The organism is Paenalicyclobacillus ferrooxydans, from assembly GCF_001399675.1.
GTDB classification, from domain to species: Bacteria; Bacillota; Bacilli; order Alicyclobacillales; family Alicyclobacillaceae; genus Alicyclobacillus_B; species Alicyclobacillus_B ferrooxydans.
On record NZ_LJCO01000008.1, the window covers coordinates 302,862 to 323,005 of the forward strand.

At 49.5% G+C, this 20,144-nt stretch carries 19 protein-coding genes, 1 other RNA gene and 1 pseudogene; 16 read left to right on the forward strand and 5 right to left on the reverse strand.

The window, feature by feature from the left end; genetic code table 11:
- Positions 1-243 precede the first annotated feature (243 nt).
- The 3 genes from rnr (at position 244) to ssrA (ending at position 4,568) form a co-directional block, all read left to right on the forward strand.
- Positions 244-3,399, forward strand: coding sequence for a ribonuclease R (rnr, locus tag AN477_RS01475; RefSeq protein ID WP_245631673.1), 3,156 nt, complete (start codon positions 244-246; stop codon positions 3,397-3,399).
- Positions 3,400-3,519: 120 nt separating this feature from the next.
- Positions 3,520-3,987: an SsrA-binding protein SmpB gene (smpB, locus tag AN477_RS01480; protein ID WP_054967399.1), complete on the forward strand. Its 468-nt coding sequence runs from the start codon at positions 3,520-3,522 to the stop codon at positions 3,985-3,987.
- 203 nt (positions 3,988-4,190) lie between these two features.
- Positions 4,191-4,568: a transfer-messenger RNA gene (ssrA, locus tag AN477_RS23590) on the forward strand.
- A 455-nt stretch (positions 4,569-5,023) separates the two neighbouring features.
- Here the strand turns inward: ssrA and AN477_RS25775 are convergent.
- From AN477_RS25775 to AN477_RS23600, 3 genes and pseudogenes are all read right to left on the reverse strand, one after another.
- Positions 5,024-6,085 (reverse strand): annotated as a pseudogene (locus tag AN477_RS25775) (recombinase family protein); the annotation flags it as partial.
- Between the two features lie 5 nt (positions 6,086-6,090).
- Positions 6,091-6,717 carry an ImmA/IrrE family metallo-endopeptidase gene (locus tag AN477_RS01490; RefSeq protein ID WP_054967401.1) on the reverse strand — a complete coding sequence of 209 codons (627 nt, stop codon included), beginning with the start codon at positions 6,715-6,717 and terminating at the stop codon, positions 6,091-6,093.
- Positions 6,718-6,815: 98 nt separating this feature from the next.
- Complete coding sequence (locus tag AN477_RS23600; RefSeq protein WP_083485840.1) at positions 6,816-7,205, reverse strand: helix-turn-helix domain-containing protein; 390 nt, start codon at positions 7,203-7,205, stop codon at positions 6,816-6,818.
- A 182-nt stretch (positions 7,206-7,387) separates the two neighbouring features.
- On the opposite strand from AN477_RS23600, the gene AN477_RS25780 reads away from it, so the two are divergent.
- The 4 genes from AN477_RS25780 to AN477_RS01510 are packed head-to-tail and all read left to right on the forward strand — an operon-like array spanning position 7,388 to position 9,622.
- Positions 7,388-7,549, forward strand: a complete 162-nt coding sequence (locus AN477_RS25780; protein ID WP_425388110.1) for a helix-turn-helix domain-containing protein — start codon at positions 7,388-7,390, stop codon at positions 7,547-7,549.
- A 49-nt stretch (positions 7,550-7,598) separates the two neighbouring features.
- Positions 7,599-7,757, forward strand: coding sequence for a hypothetical protein (locus tag AN477_RS24155; RefSeq protein ID WP_157061757.1), 159 nt, complete (start codon positions 7,599-7,601; stop codon positions 7,755-7,757).
- A 52-nt stretch (positions 7,758-7,809) separates the two neighbouring features.
- The gene (locus AN477_RS01505; RefSeq protein ID WP_054967403.1) at positions 7,810-8,907 is read left to right on the forward strand and encodes a MarR family transcriptional regulator; all 1,098 of its coding nucleotides are present in this window, start codon (positions 7,810-7,812) and stop codon (positions 8,905-8,907) included.
- A 43-nt stretch (positions 8,908-8,950) separates the two neighbouring features.
- Positions 8,951-9,622 (forward strand): hypothetical protein, encoded by a 672-nt coding sequence (locus AN477_RS01510; RefSeq protein ID WP_157061758.1) that lies wholly within the window; start codon positions 8,951-8,953, stop codon positions 9,620-9,622.
- A gap of 11 nt (positions 9,623-9,633) precedes the next feature.
- Here the strand turns inward: AN477_RS01510 and AN477_RS01515 are convergent, their stop codons facing one another.
- Positions 9,634-10,194, reverse strand: coding sequence for a hypothetical protein (locus AN477_RS01515; RefSeq protein ID WP_054967405.1), 561 nt, complete (start codon positions 10,192-10,194; stop codon positions 9,634-9,636).
- A gap of 137 nt (positions 10,195-10,331) precedes the next feature.
- On the opposite strand from AN477_RS01515, the gene AN477_RS01520 reads away from it, so the two are divergent.
- The 7 genes from AN477_RS01520 to AN477_RS01550 all read left to right on the forward strand — a co-directional run bounded on the left by AN477_RS01520 (position 10,332) and on the right by AN477_RS01550 (position 16,665).
- Positions 10,332-10,670 carry a hypothetical protein gene (locus AN477_RS01520; protein ID WP_054967406.1) on the forward strand — a complete coding sequence of 113 codons (339 nt, stop codon included), beginning with the start codon at positions 10,332-10,334 and terminating at the stop codon, positions 10,668-10,670.
- Between the two features lie 18 nt (positions 10,671-10,688).
- Complete coding sequence (locus AN477_RS01525; RefSeq protein ID WP_054967407.1) at positions 10,689-11,057, forward strand: hypothetical protein; 369 nt, start codon at positions 10,689-10,691, stop codon at positions 11,055-11,057.
- 47 nt (positions 11,058-11,104) lie between these two features.
- Complete coding sequence (locus AN477_RS01530; protein ID WP_054967408.1) at positions 11,105-11,458, forward strand: hypothetical protein; 354 nt, start codon at positions 11,105-11,107, stop codon at positions 11,456-11,458.
- On the forward strand, positions 11,455-12,210 hold the full coding sequence (locus tag AN477_RS01535) for a hypothetical protein (RefSeq protein WP_054967409.1): 756 nt from the start codon (positions 11,455-11,457) through the stop codon (positions 12,208-12,210). The genes AN477_RS01530 and AN477_RS01535 overlap by 4 nt, the downstream gene beginning before the upstream one ends.
- Positions 12,197-14,128, forward strand: a complete 1,932-nt coding sequence (locus AN477_RS01540) for a VirB4 family type IV secretion system protein (RefSeq protein WP_054967537.1) — start codon at positions 12,197-12,199, stop codon at positions 14,126-14,128. Before AN477_RS01535 ends, AN477_RS01540 begins: the two co-directional genes overlap by 14 nt.
- A complete protein-coding gene (locus AN477_RS01545) occupies positions 14,125-16,134 on the forward strand; it encodes a hypothetical protein (protein ID WP_054967410.1) in 2,010 nt (669 codons plus the stop codon). The genes AN477_RS01540 and AN477_RS01545 overlap by 4 nt, the downstream gene beginning before the upstream one ends.
- Positions 16,135-16,236: 102 nt before the next feature.
- Positions 16,237-16,665 carry a hypothetical protein gene (locus AN477_RS01550; protein ID WP_054967411.1) on the forward strand — a complete coding sequence of 143 codons (429 nt, stop codon included), beginning with the start codon at positions 16,237-16,239 and terminating at the stop codon, positions 16,663-16,665.
- Between the two features lie 1,380 nt (positions 16,666-18,045).
- Here the strand turns inward: AN477_RS01550 and AN477_RS01560 are convergent.
- Complete coding sequence (locus tag AN477_RS01560) at positions 18,046-18,231, reverse strand: hypothetical protein (RefSeq protein ID WP_054967413.1); 186 nt, start codon at positions 18,229-18,231, stop codon at positions 18,046-18,048.
- 116 nt (positions 18,232-18,347) lie between these two features.
- On the opposite strand from AN477_RS01560, the gene AN477_RS01565 reads away from it, so the two are divergent.
- Positions 18,348-18,977, forward strand: coding sequence for a transposase (locus AN477_RS01565; RefSeq protein WP_169787829.1), 630 nt, complete (start codon positions 18,348-18,350; stop codon positions 18,975-18,977).
- A 281-nt stretch (positions 18,978-19,258) separates the two neighbouring features.
- Entirely contained in the window at positions 19,259-20,014 is a 756-nt protein-coding gene (locus tag AN477_RS01570; protein WP_054967415.1) for a ferritin family protein, read from the forward strand.
- The last annotated feature ends 130 nt before the right edge of the window (positions 20,015-20,144 follow it).

Below are 20,144 nucleotides of genomic sequence, written 5' to 3' on the forward strand. Positions count from 1 at the left end.
GGAATTCCTTCCTTCATGTTTAGGTCTAGCAAACCTTCCCCACCCACTTGCCAATCCGCTATTCCATCGACGTACGCCGTATCAATTCCTTCCAAGATAGCTCATACTAGAAGAGCATGCAATTTATCGGCGGAAGGCCTGGTCTTACAAGCACGTTCTCTGGAATGCCCTCGCACGGAGGCACGTTCACAAGCAGAGAAACCAGTCAAGAACGGCAGACCCGCCAGTCAGGAAGGTGAAGTATTGGACGTTCGACGCGAATCCTTGATTGCCTTTATGGAACTTGAAGCCTATCGGCCGATGAAGGTCGATGAGCTGGTTGAGGAATTTGGCATCGAGACCAGCGATGATTTCAAGGCCTTTGTGCGTCTGTTGAACGAGATGGAGGAGACGGGCGACGTTGTACGCACCCGGACAAACCGCTACGGCTTACCCGAGCGGATGAATCTCGTCGTCGGCACGTTGCAGATGAAGGCGCGCGGATTTGGATTTGTGATTCCTGAGGCCACGGGCGATCCCGATGTCTACGTCGCCTCCGGCGACATGAATGGGGCCATGAGCGGAGACAAGGTCATGGTTCGCGTCGAGCGATCCGCTGGCGGCGGCAATCGCCGTGAAGGCAAGGTCATCCGCGTCCTTGAGCGCGCTACCAGCAACGTGGTAGGGAAGTTCACACGATACAAAGATCATGCATTCGTCACTCCACTCGACAAGCGCTTCCCGCAGGATATCTTCATCGATACCGAAGGGATGATGGGTGCCCATGACGGGTATGTCGTCGTTGTTGAGATCACTACCTTTCCGACCCCAACCCGTGGTCCCGAAGGAAAGGTCATTGAAGTTCTCGGACATCCTGATGCCCCTGGCATCGACATCCTAGCCGTTGTCCGCAAGTACCAGTTGCCAGAGGAGTTCCCGGACGATGTACTTCAGGCCGCTGAAGCGATTCCGCTTGATTTGTCTCCAGAAGACCTGAAAGGGCGGCGCGATCTGCGCCACGAGACCATTGTTACCATCGACGGCGAAGATGCGAAAGACCTCGACGACGCGGTGCACGTCAAGCTCCTCGCGAACGGAAACTACGAGCTCGGCGTGCACATTGCAGATGTCGGCTACTACGTCAAGGAAGGCAGTCCGCTGGACAAAGAGGCCTTTGAACGCGGGACAAGTGTCTACCTGGTGGACAGGGTCATCCCCATGTTGCCGCAACGGCTGTCGAACAACATTTGTTCGCTGAACCCCCATGTGGACCGGATCACGATGTCGTGCATCATGGAGATCACGCCGCAAGGTGAAGTGGTGGCACACGATATTTTCCCAAGCATCATCAAGACGACAGAGCGGATGACCTATACGAACGTGAACAAAATCCTTGTCGACAAAGACAAAGAAGTCCTCGGCCGCTACAAGGAACTGCTGACCGACTTTGAGCGAATGGCCGAACTTGCACAAATCCTCCGTGACAAACGGACGGAGCGCGGCGCCATCGACTTTGACTTTGAAGAGTTGAAAGTCGTCGTGGACGATCTCGGTCATCCTACCGACATCATCCCGCGTCAGCGCGGGATTGCGGAGAAGTTGATTGAAGAGTTCATGCTGGCCGCCAATGAAACGGTTGCCGAGCACTTCTACTGGATAGGCGTTCCATTTGTGTACCGGATCCACGAAGAACCGGATCTCGCCAAAATGATGGACTTCAACGAGTTCATCCATAACTTCGGTTATCACGTGAAGGGGCTCGGGAACAAGATTCATCCGCGAGCGTTGCAGGACATTTTGAAGCGGATCGCGGGGACTAGAGAACAGATGGTCATCTCGAAGCTGATGCTCCGCTCCATGCGGCAGGCGAAGTATGGGCCGGATTGTGTAGGTCACTTCGGTCTTGCCGCCGAGTACTATACACACTTCACATCGCCAATCCGACGATACCCGGACCTCGCCATTCATCGCATTATGCGCGAGGTGCTGACGGGTGCGTTATCCACTCATCGCGAGGAGGAACTTGGTGAGTTTGTGCACGACGCCTCGATGCACTCGAGCATTCGCGAACGTATTGCTCAGGATGCAGAGCGCGAGGTCGATCAAATGAAGATGGTCGAATATATGCTCGATCACGTGGGCGAGCAGTTTGACGGTATCATCAGCGGCGTGACGCAGTTCGGCCTGTTTATCCAGCTCGATAACGGCGTGGAAGGACTCATCCACATCAGCTACCTCGCAGATGATTACTACGTGTTGAATGAAAAGCAGATGGCCCTCGTCGGAGAGCGGACGAGGAGAGTATTTCGTCTCGGCGATCCGGTGTCGGTTGAGGTCTCTGGCGCGAGCAAGGAGGATTTGACGGTCGACTTTCAGCTCGTCGCGCATCGACGTGAAGGCACCATGGTGCAGATGGGTGGCGTAGAGTCTGTCGTTTACGATGAAGATCTCTCACCAAAAGCCAGACGTCGTCAAGTAGCCGAACGGTTGGAACGTGCGAGCGAACCGCGCGGCCGCGGGCGTGACAGCGGGGGCCGAGATAATGGCGGTCGTGGTCATGGACGGAGCGACCACAGCGGCGGTTTCCAAGGACGAAGCGACAGAGGCAACCGCAGTGGCGGGTTCCGCGGACGAACCAGTGAAGGCCGTGGTGGCTTCGGTCACCGCAACAACGAAGGCGGCGGAGACAGACACGGACGCAAGGGACCCAGCGGTCAAAGCGGGCACGGCGAAGACGGCTTCACCGCGCGTGGGCGTGGCAGCGGAGGCCGCGGCAGGAACTGGCGAAATGGCGGCGAGGAACCGTACGGCGCGAATGCTGACCCCAGCACACGTTCAAATCAAGACGGCTTCGAACAAGACTTCGGTGGACGCAGAGAAAAGCCCCGCGGGGGAAGCAGGTTTAACGGTCGTCGCGATGACAGACCTCGCAGTGCCGGAAGAAGCGGCGCTTGGGCGAGTGAGCGTAGTGACGTTGCAGACGCAGCTGGGAGCAGCTCTAAGGGACGAGCAGGGGGAAACGGTGCGGCATGGGTGAGTGATGGTGCGACGCACCGAGCAGAACGGGGGAATGTGCCGTGGGGGCAACCACTGTCTTTACCAAGCGAAAGCAAAGGCGGTATGGACGGCAATGGACGACGAACAGAAGTTAGCAGTGCGTGGGGTGGATCTGTCGGTGGTGCTGCAGATGCAGATCAAGGTGCCAATCCCCATGCACCACAGCTGTGGCTAGGGTTGAACGGGTACGCCAGTCCGGGTGCTGATCACAGAGGAAGCATCGGGAGCAGTGAGCCTCGGAAACCGCACCGTCCGCACAATCCCGGTCGGAACCACCGGGCAGGCAGCAGTTCCGGTGAGAGTCCTTCAGGTGCAGGCGGCTCGTATCGTGGGGCGGGCAGGCGCCGTCGCCCCAGTCATTAGTCGCGCAGTGGTACAAAACGAGCATTGAACGGGACGCGCAGGTTTGGTACGATATGGTGTACGCGCCCCTCGTCGTAATGGGCGTCACACGATGCAGATGTACGATAGAGGGTGGAACTGATGGGTAAAGGACAAGATGGAAAGGCTCTGGCACAAAACCGCAAAGCGTACCACGATTACTTTATCGAAGATACGTATGAGGCGGGTATTGTCCTTTCCGGCACAGAAATCAAGTCCATCCGCAAAGGTTCCGCAAACCTGCGCGACGCATATGCTCAGGTTGACAACGGTGAGGTCTGGCTGAATAACATGCACGTCAGTCCATACGAGCAGGGGAATCGCTTTAACCACGAACCCATGCGGCCGCGGAAGCTGTTGTTGCATCGAAGCGAGATCGCCAAATTAATCGGTGCGGTCAAGGAACACGGCTATACGCTTATTCCAACGAAGTTGTACATTAAGAACGGGTTCTGCAAGGTGGAACTCGGCCTTGCAAAAGGTAAGAAACTGTACGACAAGCGTGAGTCAGCTAAGAAGCGAGACGCCAACCGCGAGATTCAGCGTGCATTGCGGGATAGAAATCGTTAAACATTACCATGGAAACACCACCACGAAGCACACATTGTTGTTTTGCTCATCGTGCGTTATGATAAATGAGCAGTGAGTGAGAGATTCATGATTTCGCCGCTGCAGCTAGAGTGCTTGCCAGTTCCTTTGGTGATTTAGAACATGATGTGCTCAGCGCTCATGTTAGCTAAGTCATCGTTGACCTTCGAGTCAACCCAAAACGCGGGGGCGTTTTGGATTCGACGGGGATTGTTCGAGCATGAATAGCGGGTCGTGGGGCCGCGAGGCCACGTAAAAAACGCGGACCTAAATTTAACTGGCAAAACTAAGAAAAGCTTTACCTCAAACAGCAACCTCGCCCTCGCTGCTTAATTGCAGTTAGGCCGTCATCTTGTCTGTCTCCCGTGCAGACTTGGTGACGTCAACTTAGCGGGATAGTCGGCGGCACGTGCTCGTGGGCCACCGGCGAAACTTAACGAGCTGACCATTTCGCAAGCGCGTGTGTCCGCGTGCGGATGGGACATGTAAAAGACGCACTACACCCGTAGAAGTTCATGTCGCGAGGTCTTCGGACGCGGGTTCGACTCCCGTCGCCTCCACCAGCTATAACCCTAAGACCCAGGGTTAACTCGAAATCGTCGGTTTCGTCACAATTAATGGTGACGGAATCGGCGAATTCTTGTATTACGAGCTTTTTCTCTTCATCGTCATCCGAAAAAAGCTGGTGTTTCTTTGCCAGTAACGTAGACAAAATTTTTGACTCATCAAGTTCAGTTTGCTCATTGAGTATTTTAGTTCGATTCAATTCGGCTTCTAAAGCTTCTTTACGTGCAGTCGCCTCGTTAATTTTTTCTATAAGCGTGCCTTTCGCACTAATACCACTACCCAATAACTCAAACCAGTTATCAATTTTAACCTCGATGTCGGCTATCTCCGTTTGAATGGGGCGAATGTCTTGGACTACTGTTGTACGTTGCGTTCGATACAATTCCTGTACACGGACGACAATGTTGTTCATGGCTTCATCACTAAAACAGTTTTCAATGAGTTGTTCCACGACGGATTGCTCAAGTTTATCCTTTCGAATACTCTTGTTACCGCATTTCCCGGCACAAGTGTAATACCGGTACTGGGCTCCTTTGTTTGTGTACGCATTTCCGTTGTACCTAGCTCCGCATTTGCCACAGAATACCTTGTCACTGAGTAAATAACAAATCTTTGCCTTACGATGCGACGGCTTCCACTGTCGGCTTTTCATTGCTTCGTTCACTTTTTCCCATAGTTCTACATCTACGATTGGTGGTACGCTGTCAGGGACCTGAACTTGTTCTTCTTCTGGCTTGTATCGATGATTATTTCTTGTTCCTCGATCCGTTTTTTGAGTCTTGACGTCCCATGTATAAATACCAATGTATTTCTTATTCCTGGCCCATCCGTCAAAACTATTTTTTGTGAACCTTCGACCAGTTTGTGTTCGATAGCCCATTTCGTTCAATTCCTGCGCAATCTGCGTTAAGGATTTACCGATTGCCACTTGTTCAAAGAAATGACGAACAGCCCCAGCAGCTTTTTCATCGATTTCGAGTTTCTTAGTCTGGTGATTGATAAGATATCCGTACGGTGGCCGTCCGCCGGCATGTAAGCCTTTTGTTGCGTTCTCAAACATCCCCTTGCGGCTTTCGCGGGCGAGATTCTTGCTATAGTACTCTGCCATGCCCTCAAGAACAGATTCAAGAATGATACTTTCTGGACTATTATCCAGTTGTTCAAGCACGCTCTCCAGGCGAACGCCATTTCTTTTCAAGGTTCTTTTATAATACGCGCTGTCATACCGGTCTCGTGCGAACCTGTCCAACTTGTGCACGACAACGACGTCAAACAGATCTTTCTCACTGTCGGCAATCATACGTTGAAAATTAGGCCTATTGTCTGTTGTTGCACTGCGGGCCTCGTCTGGATAGCTATCCACGAGAATATAGCCCTTCCGTTCACAATATTCTTCAATCGCCCGAATTTGTGCAGTGATGGACTCTTCGCGTTGATTGTCCGAACTGTAACGAGGATAAGCCACTGCTCGTAATTGTTTTTTCATGGACAACACCCCAGGATATAAATTCATTTCACTTAACCTTTGTATCTCTTCCGAAGCCCCAATACTTCACCACTGCAGACGACATATTCGAGATTTTCATCCAAAGGGTGTCGATAGGAGTAGTCATAGTCTTCTGTTTCCTCTCGAACTACGAAGAGTGGGGAACTTGTTCCGCCTAGGAATCCGTAAGCTCTCCCGGATAGTAGCCGCAGACGAACATCCATAAATGGGGTGGGCACATTAAACTCCTCTGCAAGATACGTTACCTGAGACCCCCATGAGCAATCGTCTATCATATGCTTGGCTAGCATATACGTAGGCGCCAACGCGTACATCGCAAAATGATTCGCTTCCCGTTCCTGGCGGGTCCGTTCATCATGAGACAGTACCTCCTGGTCCCCGGTATGCAAAATTACGTGTCCAAGTTCATGTGCCAATTCTACCCGTTGCTGCAGCTTTGGAAGCCGATCATCAACGATGATCGTGTACATGTCGTCACTCATTTCATAATAAGTACTTCCGAGTGGGACGTGATGTACCCAGATGCCGGCTTCCTTTGCCCATGACTCTAAATCGATTTCACTCGGTGACTGAATGTCACGTCGTCTATAGTAGTTCAAAACTCTCCATTCCAATTTGGTTGGTTGATAGTTCTTCATAATCTGATTCACCCTTACATTCGTCCCCATTCCCGCTGTATTCACCGTAAAGATACGGTTTCTCTAGAATGTGGGGAAACCCGCTATTTCTCTCTATTTCATTCTCCTTGTTTCTGTCCGGGTTTTCGTCCCTTTTCCAGTTCGTAAATAATCCTTAGCCCTCGCATCATCTCTTTCTTACGGGTGGTCGGGCTTTTACTAAAGTCATAAAAAAAAGTGCCGGTTAAATGATTTTTCACCCACGTTAAAAACTCGCGTTCCTCCGGTGCTAGCGTTGGCATATCATCTCCACTCTTTCCTGTTAGTAGCCAATCTAAAGAAACCTCATAAAGTTCCGCCAATCGAATCAAAGTTTTGGTATCTGGCTCCCGATACTCAGTCTCGTACCCTGTGTAAGTCGACCGTGCTATCCCCAGTTCATCTGCAACCTGCTGGGTAGTAAGCTGTTTCGCTGTTCTTATTTGTGTCAATCTCTCGCCAAGTGTCATCGTAATGTCACCTCCAATCTTCAGTCGCATATTGCGACTCTAAATAGGCGTCGCTGATAGCGTCATTATACTTGACCTAGGTCTCTGTACGCAACTATGATCGGTCTATTAACACAGATGTCGCATTTTGCGATAGAGGAGGTAGGGTTGTGGACAGGCAACCGCGTATTTGGTTAATTCGTATGCGTCATCAACGGCGTATGTCTCAACAGCAACTGGCCATGCGAGCCAAGATTTCTCGTAATTATTTATCTGAGATTGAGTGTGGAGTAAAGAATCCAAGCGTATTGGTATCAAAGCGCATCGCTCAGGTAGTGGGGTGTGAATGGAGCCAATTTTTTTGACTATCAATGTTGCAATATGCGACTTATAAATCATGGGAGAGTGCTGCAAATGAGCTTGAGAAAGCAACCGAATGGTGGTGCAGAAAAAGTCGTGATTCGGATTAATCGTGTTCCTCATCCGCATCCAGATGAAGCGGAGGATTTAATTGCACGTTTAGTCGTGAAGGAACTGGTATTACGCCGGGGGACGGCTGAAGGAATGCTCTAAACACTTAGTCCGTTTGGCACGGATGGTTTCAGAGCGGAATCGGGGTTTTCATATGAACATTCCAAATGAATTAAAAAGGATTGTGATCAAAGAGGAGTTCGTGTGGCTCACTGGTGACATCTATAGAGCCATTATTCTGAACCAGTTCGTTTATTGGAGTCAACGAGTACGCGATGTGGACAGATTTATTTACGAGGAACAGAAACGTATGGAGCAAGAAGCAACCGAACTAAACATTAAGCCAACGAATGGTTGGATTTATAAAACGGCAGAGGAACTACTGGAAGAAACGATGTTGGGGATTTCGAGACAATCGATTAACCGACATGTTAATGCACTGGTAGAGCAGGGGTACCTACTGTGTCGGAACAACCCTGATCACAAATGGGATCGTACGAGGCAGTATCGGATCGATTTCGTTAAAGTACGTCGAGATTTGGCAGCACTCGGATACACACTCGATGGCTATGCAATGCTCAATTTGAGCGATGCAATGCTCACCGTGAGCCATGGAGGGCCCGATTTGAGCAATGGGGAGCTCAAAATGAGCAATGGACTGCCCAATGAGAGCGATGGAACGCCCACAGTGAGCCATCGAATGGTATCAGATGAGCAAGCAATACCAGAGATTACTACAGATCATGTTGTTGTTAATGATAATGCTATTGGCTCAAGGACATTGGAAGACGACTTGACCGATGCTGAAGACGAGTTTACGAGAGCATTCGTGAATTTTGAGAACCATGCCCCACTAGGTGCTGATGAGTTGGGGAACTCTGCAGATCCGTATGAGGCGGTAGAACTTCGCATGAGAGCACATGTGAACGACTCATACGTGGCAAAGCAGGGAGATCACGAGGCTTTGAATACATTGCTTGAACATCGGATCCCAATCAGCTTCATTCTAGCTGGAATTGATCATACCTTTGCTCAATATCCGACGAAGAGGATTAACAGCTTCGCGTACTGTGCGGAGGTCATCAAACACCGCTGGAATGCAGAGACGGCCAAACGTAACTGGACCAAAGAAGATCGAAGCAAAGTGTTTGGCTCTTTCGAGAGGCCAGCCACGAGACAGGCGAGACGCTCTAGCAAACCGGCCAGAGACCCGCGATACAAGGCGTTCTATGATCTGTTTCCGGATAGTTAAAAAGTGTAAACCACACTGCGGATAGAGGTGAAACATCGTGCAGATGGATTATTACAGATACACGGTGGTCAATTTGACCAACCAGAGAGAATTGATGGCGGCAGCGCCACCGGATATGTTTGCTGAGCAAGTCGGTGCGCTTTTGGATATCATCGGACAAGGGCCGACGAATATTGTCATTTACTCGCATCAGGACGGCGGGTTATATCGGCCGAAAGCTGCGAATGACGTGTCCATCATGAATAACGAATTCTTCATATTAGATGGCTCTTATTTCGAAGTGAGGCCGACCATGTCCGCTTCAGAAAGTTTGGAACTCGGGCAACGGATTGCTTCGGCGTATGTCGTCATCCGAAAGAAATTTGTCTATCTCAAGATGAAAAGATGGGGATTAACAAAACCCGAAATTCAACAGGAGTTGATTGCACTTTCTCACAAATTGAATCTTGTCGAGAACGCGATTTCAGGCACTGGAGAGATGGAAGCCGTATTTGATTTATGGCTTCGTAAACAGTTTAGCCCAGACAAATGTGCGATGGAATTACATATGGGGAAGTCGACTTGGTATCGGCGGTGCCGAGCCGTAGCCCGGCACATCGCCTATCACCTAACCGAACGTCTATCACCAGGAGCACTGCGTGAACTTCTTCAGGACGCCGGGAAAATGGAGGATTGGATGGCCCTGTTTGAGTACCTTGATGACGCAAACGCATAAATCGCTCTTTGCTATTCGGGAGATGTCGAAGACAAAGAAGTGTGTTGAGGTGGTTGTGGCTCGCTAATCAATCGGATGGCGCTCTCAACCACTTCTTCATATGAAATTTGGTATTCCTTCGCAAGCCGAACAATGACGTCAAGAACTGTGGACGAAATCATCCACTGCACAGGCTCAACGAGTTGGTATAAACCATCCCTTACCTCAATTGGATATTCGGCTTCGCCGACAACAACCTTGTTTCCTGTCAGATAAATCGTCATGGCACGATTCGCCACGATAAATTCAATTGGCAATAATACACGAAAGTGTTCAAAGAGGTCGACCAAGGTTCGAGAAGCGTGACCAATATAGTCCGTTCGAAAAGTACGAAAATGGTAGACCGCCTGTGCAGTAGATACTGTCACCTGCGTTTCCTCTGATTCATCGACAGCGACCTCAATCATTTCCGCCTGTTCCTCCACTGACTTGGCGAAGGCCAGTTCCTCATCGTTCGTCGCAAAGTTGCTGTAAATATGTTGAATACGGTCGATGTACTGAATGCTTGTTCCAGCTTGATAATGCACGTCCACACGGATTCCCCCTCACTGGTTTCATCCATCGAAGCGTAGCAAATCATGACACGAACTTGGCACCAAGTGCGTGCCAATCCGCGGTACGGTCAAAGCGGACATATTTGACGATGACTCATGTCCGGGAAAGAAGTGTGATGGAAGTGGCGAGTTCCTCAAACGACGCGCTCGCGCCGCTGAATCTCAACCAGACCATGAAGGGATTAGGATTTCAACCGGTTGACCCGTTTGGATTGCTGGCCAGCATTACAAAGTCCTTTGGACTCGTGATTCAAGAGGTTTTTTCCTGGGTGTATTTTCTTGCAGAAGTAGGCGTCTTCGTTGGACTGATTGTGTTCATTGGAGGGGCGATTGGTCATAACGCCCGTGTGAAGCGAACAGGTTCCCTGATTGTGCTGTACGCCATTTTGGGATTCTTCGCTGCAGTGATTTTACCCGGCGTCATTGTCTCGATTGATAGTCATTTTCACGCGTAGTGGACAGGAGGCATTGAAATGAAAAAGTTCGGATTGCGCTGGATGATCACCGGCGGGGTGATGCTGTCGACTCTGTGTACGACGATTCAGGTTTACGCAGCGAGCAGTGGCGTTACCAACCCGTTGTCAGGTCAGCAAGGGTCGGTATCCAGCATTTTAAACACCCTCATTAGCTGGGTACTTGGGGCCGTTTCCGCTGTGGCAGGCGCATGGCTTCTGTTTCACCTGTATAAGGCCGTGATGTCGTTTATGGCGGGTGCGAATCATGCGCAAAGGAGAGAGGAAGCTCGGGCGCATTTGGTACATGTCGTTGTAGCAGGTGTGTTGCTTGGAGCAGCAGGCGTCATTGCGGGAGCTCTTTATAATTTCGGGTCAAGTTTGCACTGAAAATCCGTGTGTAACGGAAGACATTCAAGTCGAAGGAATGATGCACAATGCTTGAAGTTCATTCTCCAGTTCCGCTCACGGAAGGGGAAAGCTTGATTTGGGGGATTAGCACCAAACATGTCACGCACTTTTTTATTGGACTCGCAGTGTCAAGTCCGTTGATTGGATTGGCTGCCGTTTTGCTACCGGTCCTGCACAGTCCACGCTGGGTAAGTATGTTCTTTGGCATCGGCATCGGACTGATGTTCGCCGCGGTGCCGTATCGAAATCGTCCGCTTGCAGAATTCATGTGGCTCAGGGTCCGATTTTCGATGCGGCCGAAAATTGTCCTGTTTGATCGTGGCTATCGCATTCTGGTTCATCGAAACATGGGCGCCCAAAGAAATGGGAGAAGGAAATGAGACTGTATATCATTGCGGTGGTTGCAGTGGTTGTGCTGGTCAGTCTCATTGCAGTCGATCTTCGTAAACGGAACCGCAAAGCCAACAAATCACGGAGAAGATCAAAATCGGCATCCTCTTTACAAGCGTTTCTACCGATAGAACGATTCCATCCATCAGGTGCGCTCGTGGTTCACGGGCACTTCCGAAGACAAATTCGTGTGGGGGATATGAATTTACATTCCATGTCCCTTTCAGAGATTCAAGTTGTACGAGATCGATTTAAGGAGATGCTCAAATACCTGGACCATCCGTTCCAACTCTCCGTTCAGGCGAGGCGTGCGAACTATACGGATTTTCTGAAACATGCTGAAGCAACCATCAACGACATTGGAAGAGCGTATCAGAATCGGCCGTTTGCAGAGTATGCAGAGGCGCTCAAAGCCTACTTGCGTGAAGAAGCGCAGAAGCCTCGTACAGACCGTTCAAACTTGATTGTCATTGGTGTATTACCCAAGGTCGGTGGGGAGGACGAGAGCGCTCAAATTGAGCGTTTAGAGCGGGAACAAGGTTATGTGGAAACAGGTATTGCCAGTATGGGGCTCCCCTATGAGGTTCTTGACCCGATAGAGAGTATCGAAGCGATACAAAACTTCTGGAACCGGGAACGAGCGGTATCTCAAAGATATCGGGATGCGTTTGCAAGCCAGGTTCACGCGCCACGCGTGGATGGCGCCGATGTGGAGGTGACAGACATTGATGAAGCTCAGTAGGAGAAAGAAACAACCGAAAAAGGTTTACACCGACGACGCAAGTGTTCTTGGCGAGAATACGCCGACATTCCATGACCTAATGACCCTCGCAGATGGGATTGAAGTGAGTTCCACAGAAATTTATGTATCGCCGAGTGGGTTTACAAAGACGTACTACGTCACCGGGTTACCGTCTACGATTCACTTTGGATACCTCAATCGCTTCTTTCATATCGGTGCTGACGTTCATGTCTCGATTCATGTGGAGCCAGCGGATTCTACGCTCGCTATCTCCAAGCGAACGAAAATGATGACAAAGCTCGAAGCGGAAATTCTCGCGGAACAAAAGGCTGGGACGAATAAGGCCATTGCATTCTACCAGCAGGAGTATCAATTGCTAGAGAAAGAGCGTGAGGAACTGCGGCTTGGTATCGAAAGGCTATTTTACACGACCATCATTTTTGCTGTGAGCTCACCGAATCGCGAAGAGTTTCTCAGTGCCTGTGAACGGATCGAGCGAGAAGGGTTTGAGGGCTTCATGATTCGGCAAGCGTATCAGGAACATGATCTCGGATTTCGGTCTGTAGCCCCGATTGGGGAAAATCTTCTCCGGCATCCGATAGAGATGACATCGAGTGCGTTGGCGAATGCATTTCCCTTTACGAACAGTCGCTTCAGTCACGAATACGGCATTCCGATTGGCATCGATTGGTCTTCGGGACATCTGAACCGCTATGACCCTTGGCATGAGAAACTGGCGAATTCGAACATGATCATCATCGGGACGTCGGGCGCTGGGAAGAGTTATTTGGTGAAGGGACTGGTGGCGAGAGGGGCCGCATTCGGAATTCGATTTGTCATTATCGATTATGAGGGAGAATACACGGCGGTTGTGAAGGCACTTGGCGGGGCATCGATTCGGATTAATGAACGCTCACCTTATCGAATGAACCCGTTCGAGTTGGAAGAAGAGGAAGAGAAACTGCAAGATGGGACGATTCATCGTTTCGTCGATGTGAAAGAGAAAATCTCCGAAATGGAACGCTTTATCGTTAGTATGGCCCATCTACATGCTGCAGACCGATTGGATGCGTACAACGTGGCGGTCATCAACACGCTGTTGCAAACGCTGTATGAGAAAGACTTCCGCTTTACCTCCGATCCCGAGTCCCTCTACGAGAGCCGAGATAGCTGGGAGCGAAACGCGAACGGGGACCGTCTCATTTTACGCGTTAAGAGACAGCAGCCTTGCTTCTCCGACTTTTTTGCAAAGCTCGAACAGCAGGCTGAAACGGATCCACGTTTAGAGGAACTGGTCATGCGCCTTCGACGATTTCAAAAGGGTGGAACTGAGGGGATGTTTGATTGCTACAGCAATGTAGAACTGTCCGATGCGCCAATCATTCATTTTGACCTCTCTTCGCTGCCTGAGAAGAGCCACGCACGTAGGCTTGGTATGCAAGTTACATTTGAGTGGGTTCTGGAGAAATTCATTAAGAAAAATGTGCACATCAAGAAATGTGTCGTGTCTGACGAGACACAAAAGATGCTGGAATTGGAGGACACCGCTCGGTTCATTGAAGATGTGTTTCGTCGGATTCGGAAGCGCTCTGGCGCAGCTGTGGCCGCGAGTCAGGATTTTCGAAAGTTTGCAGATAATGAATTTGGTCGGGCAATCGTTCAGAACTCGGCAACAAAGGTTCTACTGCGACAGGATAAAAACGATAAGGCTGCCGTGATGGAAGTCTTTGGACTGGAAGAACGAGAGTTTGACGATTTGGTTGGATACAGAAAAGGGATGGGGCGTTGGTGGGCCGGAGGAGAGGTGTTTTATAACGTACTGAATTCTTTCTCTGAAGAAGAACAATTGTTCTCTACGACGTTTGTTCAATCGGAACATCAGCTGGCATTGCATCGAGATCGAGTGATGACGCGATGAATTGGTTCGATAATCTCATTGCCAATCTCATTAACGCCCTGGCGAACGGCATACAGATGCTGCTAGATCACACCATCGTTTCAGGTGGCAATGTTACCGGGAACGTCATGGGGAATGTAATCCTAACAGGCTTCTTTCCAAGTGCTCATGTACCAGCTTGGGGAACGGGGAGTTTTGCGGATGTGATGGATGCAAAAGCGACGACCTCCCTACAACCGTTCGCAGTTGCTTTTTGGGCGTTTGGATGGACATTTCTGCTTGTGGCGCTGTATTTACTGGTTATCCAGGTATCTGGAGCCGCCAACAGCGCCATTCAGCGGGAACGGTTAAAAAACGGGTGTGTAGGGCTCGTCATCGCGGCTGTGATGATGTGGGTTGGACCACATTTCGCGGTTCTGATCACGCAATTGTTCTACTACCCAAGCGATTACTTTCTGACCTTGAATCCATTGATGAAGTGGACCTCGCTGAACACCAGCGGTGGTCAGGGGCTGCTGAACTCCGTGGTCAATTTTCTACAGGCCATCTTGTCATTGGTTGTGTGGCTTGTTTATGAGTTTCGAAAGGTGTTCTTGTATGTTTGGATGTTGTTCTTTCCACTGGCCATGGCGTTTCATGCCAATGACCGCACCAGGCCGATTGCGAAAATGTGGTGGACTGAATGGATATATCAAATGGCGATACCGCTTGGGCAGGCGATTGTTTTTGGCATTGCGAGTGCAGTCGCCAGTCCAATGAACAGCACGTCACTCACGATTGAAGATATCTTTGTCGCGTTGGCGGGAACCATTGGTCTTTTGGCTTCGGCGGTTTACGTAAGAAAATTGATTGAGGTCGTCGCCAATACGTTCGGAGCATCCATGGTTGGGTTTAATGGGGGTGCACGACTTGGTCAAATGGCCGCTCTCGGGCTGAGCGCTTACGCAGCGGATGTAGGAGGGAAGATGGCGGTAAAGGGTGCCGCAAAGGCTATCGGGACACCTGCTAAATCCATTTTCAAGGCGATGGACAATATGCCTGCTGTGCGTTCCAAGGCGGAGCAGGCGGTGAAGGAGCGGCCAGAGATGTTCGCCCAAGCCATTCAGGCAGGGGCAGGTGTGGATGACATGATGTTGCATCACCAACTCGGGGCGTTTGGGGATGCCATACAGGCTGACGGTTTCGGTCTAGAATCAGGTGGTACAAAGACGAGGTACGCATCATCCATGCCGATAAACAAGGGTAATTCGCGTCAGACGGGCGGGCTTTACGGAGGTCCACTCAAACATTCGGTTCGTTCAGGAACGCTAGATGCTATTCGGGGTACAGTGTCAACTGTAAAAGGCACTGTAACGAACAGCAATCTTGGATTGATTGGGAAGAGCTTGGCCAAGGATTACGCGGATTCCGGGGGCATGGCAGGAGCGATTGCTTCAAGAACCATACCGGCGATTGGCACGGTAGCAAACGCGGTGAACGGTCGATTCACTGGTTTCGTTTCACAGCCCGTGGCTCGGGCATCCGCGAAATATGCTGCAAATCAGCACTTGAAACAAGAGCGACTCCAAACCATGCGAAACCACATGCGAGGGGTGATGGAGACCAACTCTCTGGCAGCACGGTTGCCGAATATTAACCATTTGTACGACCCAAAAGAAAATGCGTTCACGCGACTATCGACTGCTGAAGAGTCTTACCGCACTGCGCATATGAACCTGGCATCTGCGCTGCAGAGTTCTACATCCATGAGTTCGAAACAGGCTGGAATGACGATCATGAAGATGGAGAATCAATGGAATTCGGGGCTTCACGTTTCGAATTTGACCTCATATAGTCCCTCGGTACAAGCAGCTTATAAACAGGCATATTCCAGCTATCGGCCAGCCATACTTGACCGACAAGCAAAAGATGCAGTGGTCGCAGGCAGGCTTCATGTCACGCCTCCGGTCGACCTGCACAAAAACAACCGGAGTGGTACTCAAGCGCTCATGCAGGATGCGCGTAACGCTGTCATGTATGGTCGTTAAAAATGTGACTCGGCGAACGATGCCGGGTCACATTTTTGATCAAAAATCCTCAACGAGATTGATCCTTTCGTGTTAGTGTCGAAGGGAAGGAGGGATGCTAAAATGCACTGGCTGATCATTCAAATTCGAGATTTACCTTGGTGGATTCCGGGCGTGACGGCTTTGGCTATTTATTGGATACCGAAAGTTATGCTATGGCCATTGCGCCGACTCGATTGGGTTCATATCCTCGTTGAAGAACAGGCTGAAATGTTGGCCGTAATGGCTCTAGTGGGATTTTACTCGGTGTATGTATTGTCCAAGACGTCGGTTCCCATGGCTGAGATTGCACTATTTATTGTTACTTGTGGGACTTTGGGTGGCCTTGTCTGGTTGTGTATGGCAAGTGCCACTTTTTTTGTCTGGCTAATTCGCTTGCCGGCAAATACCGCATCAGACGAAAATCTAGCTGATGAGAGTGAAGGGATTGAGGGGATTAAACAGACATGGCACAACAACTTCCGGGTTTTACAAGGGGGGAAGGATGGGTGAACACATTTCCGTACAATCGAAAAATGCACCAAAACGCGGTGTAAAAATATACCACGTTTTTGACGTTTATGCAGTTTCGGCAGGGTGCGCTTCTTCAGCATTTGGAGCGTTTAGTTGAGCAAGCACCGCTATCAATCAAGTAAGTTGAGGTGGGAATTCAGGAGGTTTAGTAGGATAAACTGTTTGGAAATGGAATACCTATATCTCCATGATGCTGAAGTAGGTCCAATCACTGTGGATACAAACAGCGTGAGCGGCTACAGTAAGGCTAACCTATCCAGGAAATTATGAGGCCACTCTCCTGTTCCGTGACGTAATTCACGTACACATACCACTACATAAGCCTTCGGGCAGCGGCATTTATGTGTCCTATGTAGAAGTACGGAGCACAGACAGTGGAATAGATCCTCTTATTTTAAGACGGTCATTGTTCTCAACTCGGGCGATGAAATAACTATTAGTGCTGGCAAATTAGATGTTGATGGATACAAGGACCCACGACCACGGCTTCCTTAAAGGCTGTACGCAGCAAAGTTTCTCAGTTAACGGGCAGCACAATTCAAAACAGGCGGTGAAACTGTGCACGATATCATCCAACCGAATTTTTCAGTCGACATTGACGGCTACACGTATCTGGGACGAGGATCAACTGTTGTCGGTGGAACACCTAGATCGAGCAGAAATAAAGATATTGCATATGCCAACTGTGGCTCGCTAATGCCAGCCTCGTTTAACCCGTTTCGACGGTTGTTCATTGAACAGGCTCAGGGGGCTGTTCAATGAAGTGGAAAATAAGTTAGCGTTCGCGACGAACGAGAGCCCCAGGTAGTTGTAAAAGCCGCCTTCGTATCGTCCGACTGTCTACCGTCGAACTGCAGGTTGCAGCGCTACTTCTTTGTATAGCAGGAACAGTTTGTACGCCAGTAGCTTCAGAGCTTGCAGTGCTTTGTTGGCACTGAAATGCTGACTGGAGAACTGGTTGATGGCGAAATCATATTTGGCTTCCTTGACTTGACTCTTGCAAAAATGGTGTCGTCGAATTGAATCAGTGAATGATGAACAAATAGAACCTTTATCGAATGCCGGAACATCAATAGGACGACCTTCCTTTTCGTCGAATCGGCTGTAACGGGGCCATTTCCGAGAAAGGGGCTGGCCACCTTGATAGTGTCGTTCTATTCGTATATCGTTAATTCTTTTTGCTTCTCCAGTTGGAACTCTCTCGTCCGCAGATGAACCATTTTCTTGCCATTATGCACGGCATCATCCTGTGTGACGGCAGAAAGACTGTTACGCAAATACGAAGCCAGACCAAGGCAAATCGTGACCTGAGTTGTATGACCTGCTTCCTTTCGGAATCGCCTTGGAATCAACATATGGTCAACCGGCAGCGCAGACGATTTTCTTCAATGGTTCATCCACCGAGAGCAAGCAAGGCATCCGGACGAACCGATTGTTTTTCTTCTCATCGACGATACAGATTGCATGAAGAACCCGACCGGTCGCGAGATGGAGCAACTCGACTTCCACTTTCTGCACTCTGAAGGCAAGGCGGTTTGGTCGCATATCCTAGTCACCTCCCACGTGGTTCGGGCGATAAGTCGGCTGTTTGGGATTTCCACCCATATTTTCGGGACCCGGCATGTGCTGATCTCGGATTCCAATTCAAGAGCAAGATTGATTTGGCGGTCGAACTCGTGTACGTTTTATTCGACAGTAAGTACGCCAGCAAGAAGCTCGTTGATGCATGCAATGCGAAGGGTTTCCATGTGATTGCTGCCTTCAAGACTAACCGGACGATGTACCCAGCCGGGGTACGAATCCAAGTCTCAGATTACGCAAACGAGTACATTCGCTGCACGAACCTCCACTCCGTTACCGTGGAGGACCGTCGTTATCAGATATACGAGTACGAAGGGCAACTCAGCGACATCGAGAGCGTCAAAGTTCTGCTGTGCTGGGAAGGCGGATTCAACTCCGATAAGACACCATTTTGCATTCTGAGTACGGATGGCGCATTGGATGTCATTACCGTCCTTCGCCATTACCTGGTGAGGTGGAATATCGAGACTGGATACCAATATTTCAAAGACCTGCTGGGCTTTGACCAATACCAAGTGCAATCGTTTCAGGCAATCGAACGTTTCTGGAGTATCCAATGCCTGGTGGATGCATATCTCGAGCCACCAGTGAAGCAGTCAGAGTTCCATTTTGACACTGGGAGATGTCGTACGTCGCATCCGCAACGAGTATCTGGGCAACATCGTCTTACCAGCGAGCACTCGAAAAGCAATCGCTCGTTGAAGTGCTGAAGACCCTGAAGCTTTCCGCCTGACTGAGGCTGACAAAAGCCCTGCTACTCGTGTGCCCAAATTCAGAATGCTGAGGCCCGTTTTGCAAGGGCCAAGTTATTGACAGCAACGTGGTAGAGGCGTAAGGTTAATTCACACACTATTCGGATTTGTTCGGGGCAGCAATGTTGGGGAAAGGAAGGAAAGAATTATAAAGTTTTGCATACACTTTATCCGAAGTTGGTGATCTGCCTCATCGCTACGTCTTTTGCATACTTTGCATATATAAGGTGGTGTCTAACTTGTTTCGTGCATATACGATATCGCAACAAGACTTGGACGATAGGCTACACATATACGAAAAGGCTAGAAAAGCATACGACTGGAATCCTAAGCATGACATTTCCTGGAATGATTCATGGGGGTTTAAGGATAGCGAGTTAGAATTCGCATGGAACCTTGCAAGTCAATCTGTAAGTGCGGAAGAAGTAGGAATGTTAGTTGCCGCAAAGTTGCTTACTGAGGCTGATGATGCTCCTTCAAGACTGTGTTTGGCAACAGCAGTTTCTGATGAAGCAAAGCACTGTGAAGTATTTTCTAGATTTGCGCTACTTTGTGGTGGAAATATAAAACCACCGGATCCCGCTAGGGATGATTTGTTGGACACATTATTAGGTCTAAACCCCACAGGGAGGTTTCTAGTACATACGTTATTAGAAGGGCTAGCATCTGATGAATTCGCTATGTTTAGAAGAGCTTTCCAAGGAACTATATTAGACGAAATATATCAAAGAGTCATACAGGATGAATCTAGGCATGTGGCAATGGGCATCGAGTATCTTAAATGGGCTGTTGAAAGAATGAACGATGATGAAATACAGGAATTAAGGGAGCACTCAAAAAGGATATATGATTTAACGGGGATTGATCAACCGGGGGCTTTTAACTGGTTAGGGAAATTAATAGGGCAGTCTCCTGATAAAATTCAAAAGACGTTCATATTGAGGAATAGGAGTAGATTAAACCTGATTTTGTCGCGAAAGGGGGTGAAAGCGTGAAGAAGGTTAAGATTCCGAAACGAGTAAAACCAGGTACATGTCACTACATGATTACACAGTCATAATGATGTCAATCAATTCAGAATTGTAAGACCGCGGGTGGAGCAACTGCTTCACCCCCATTACATAA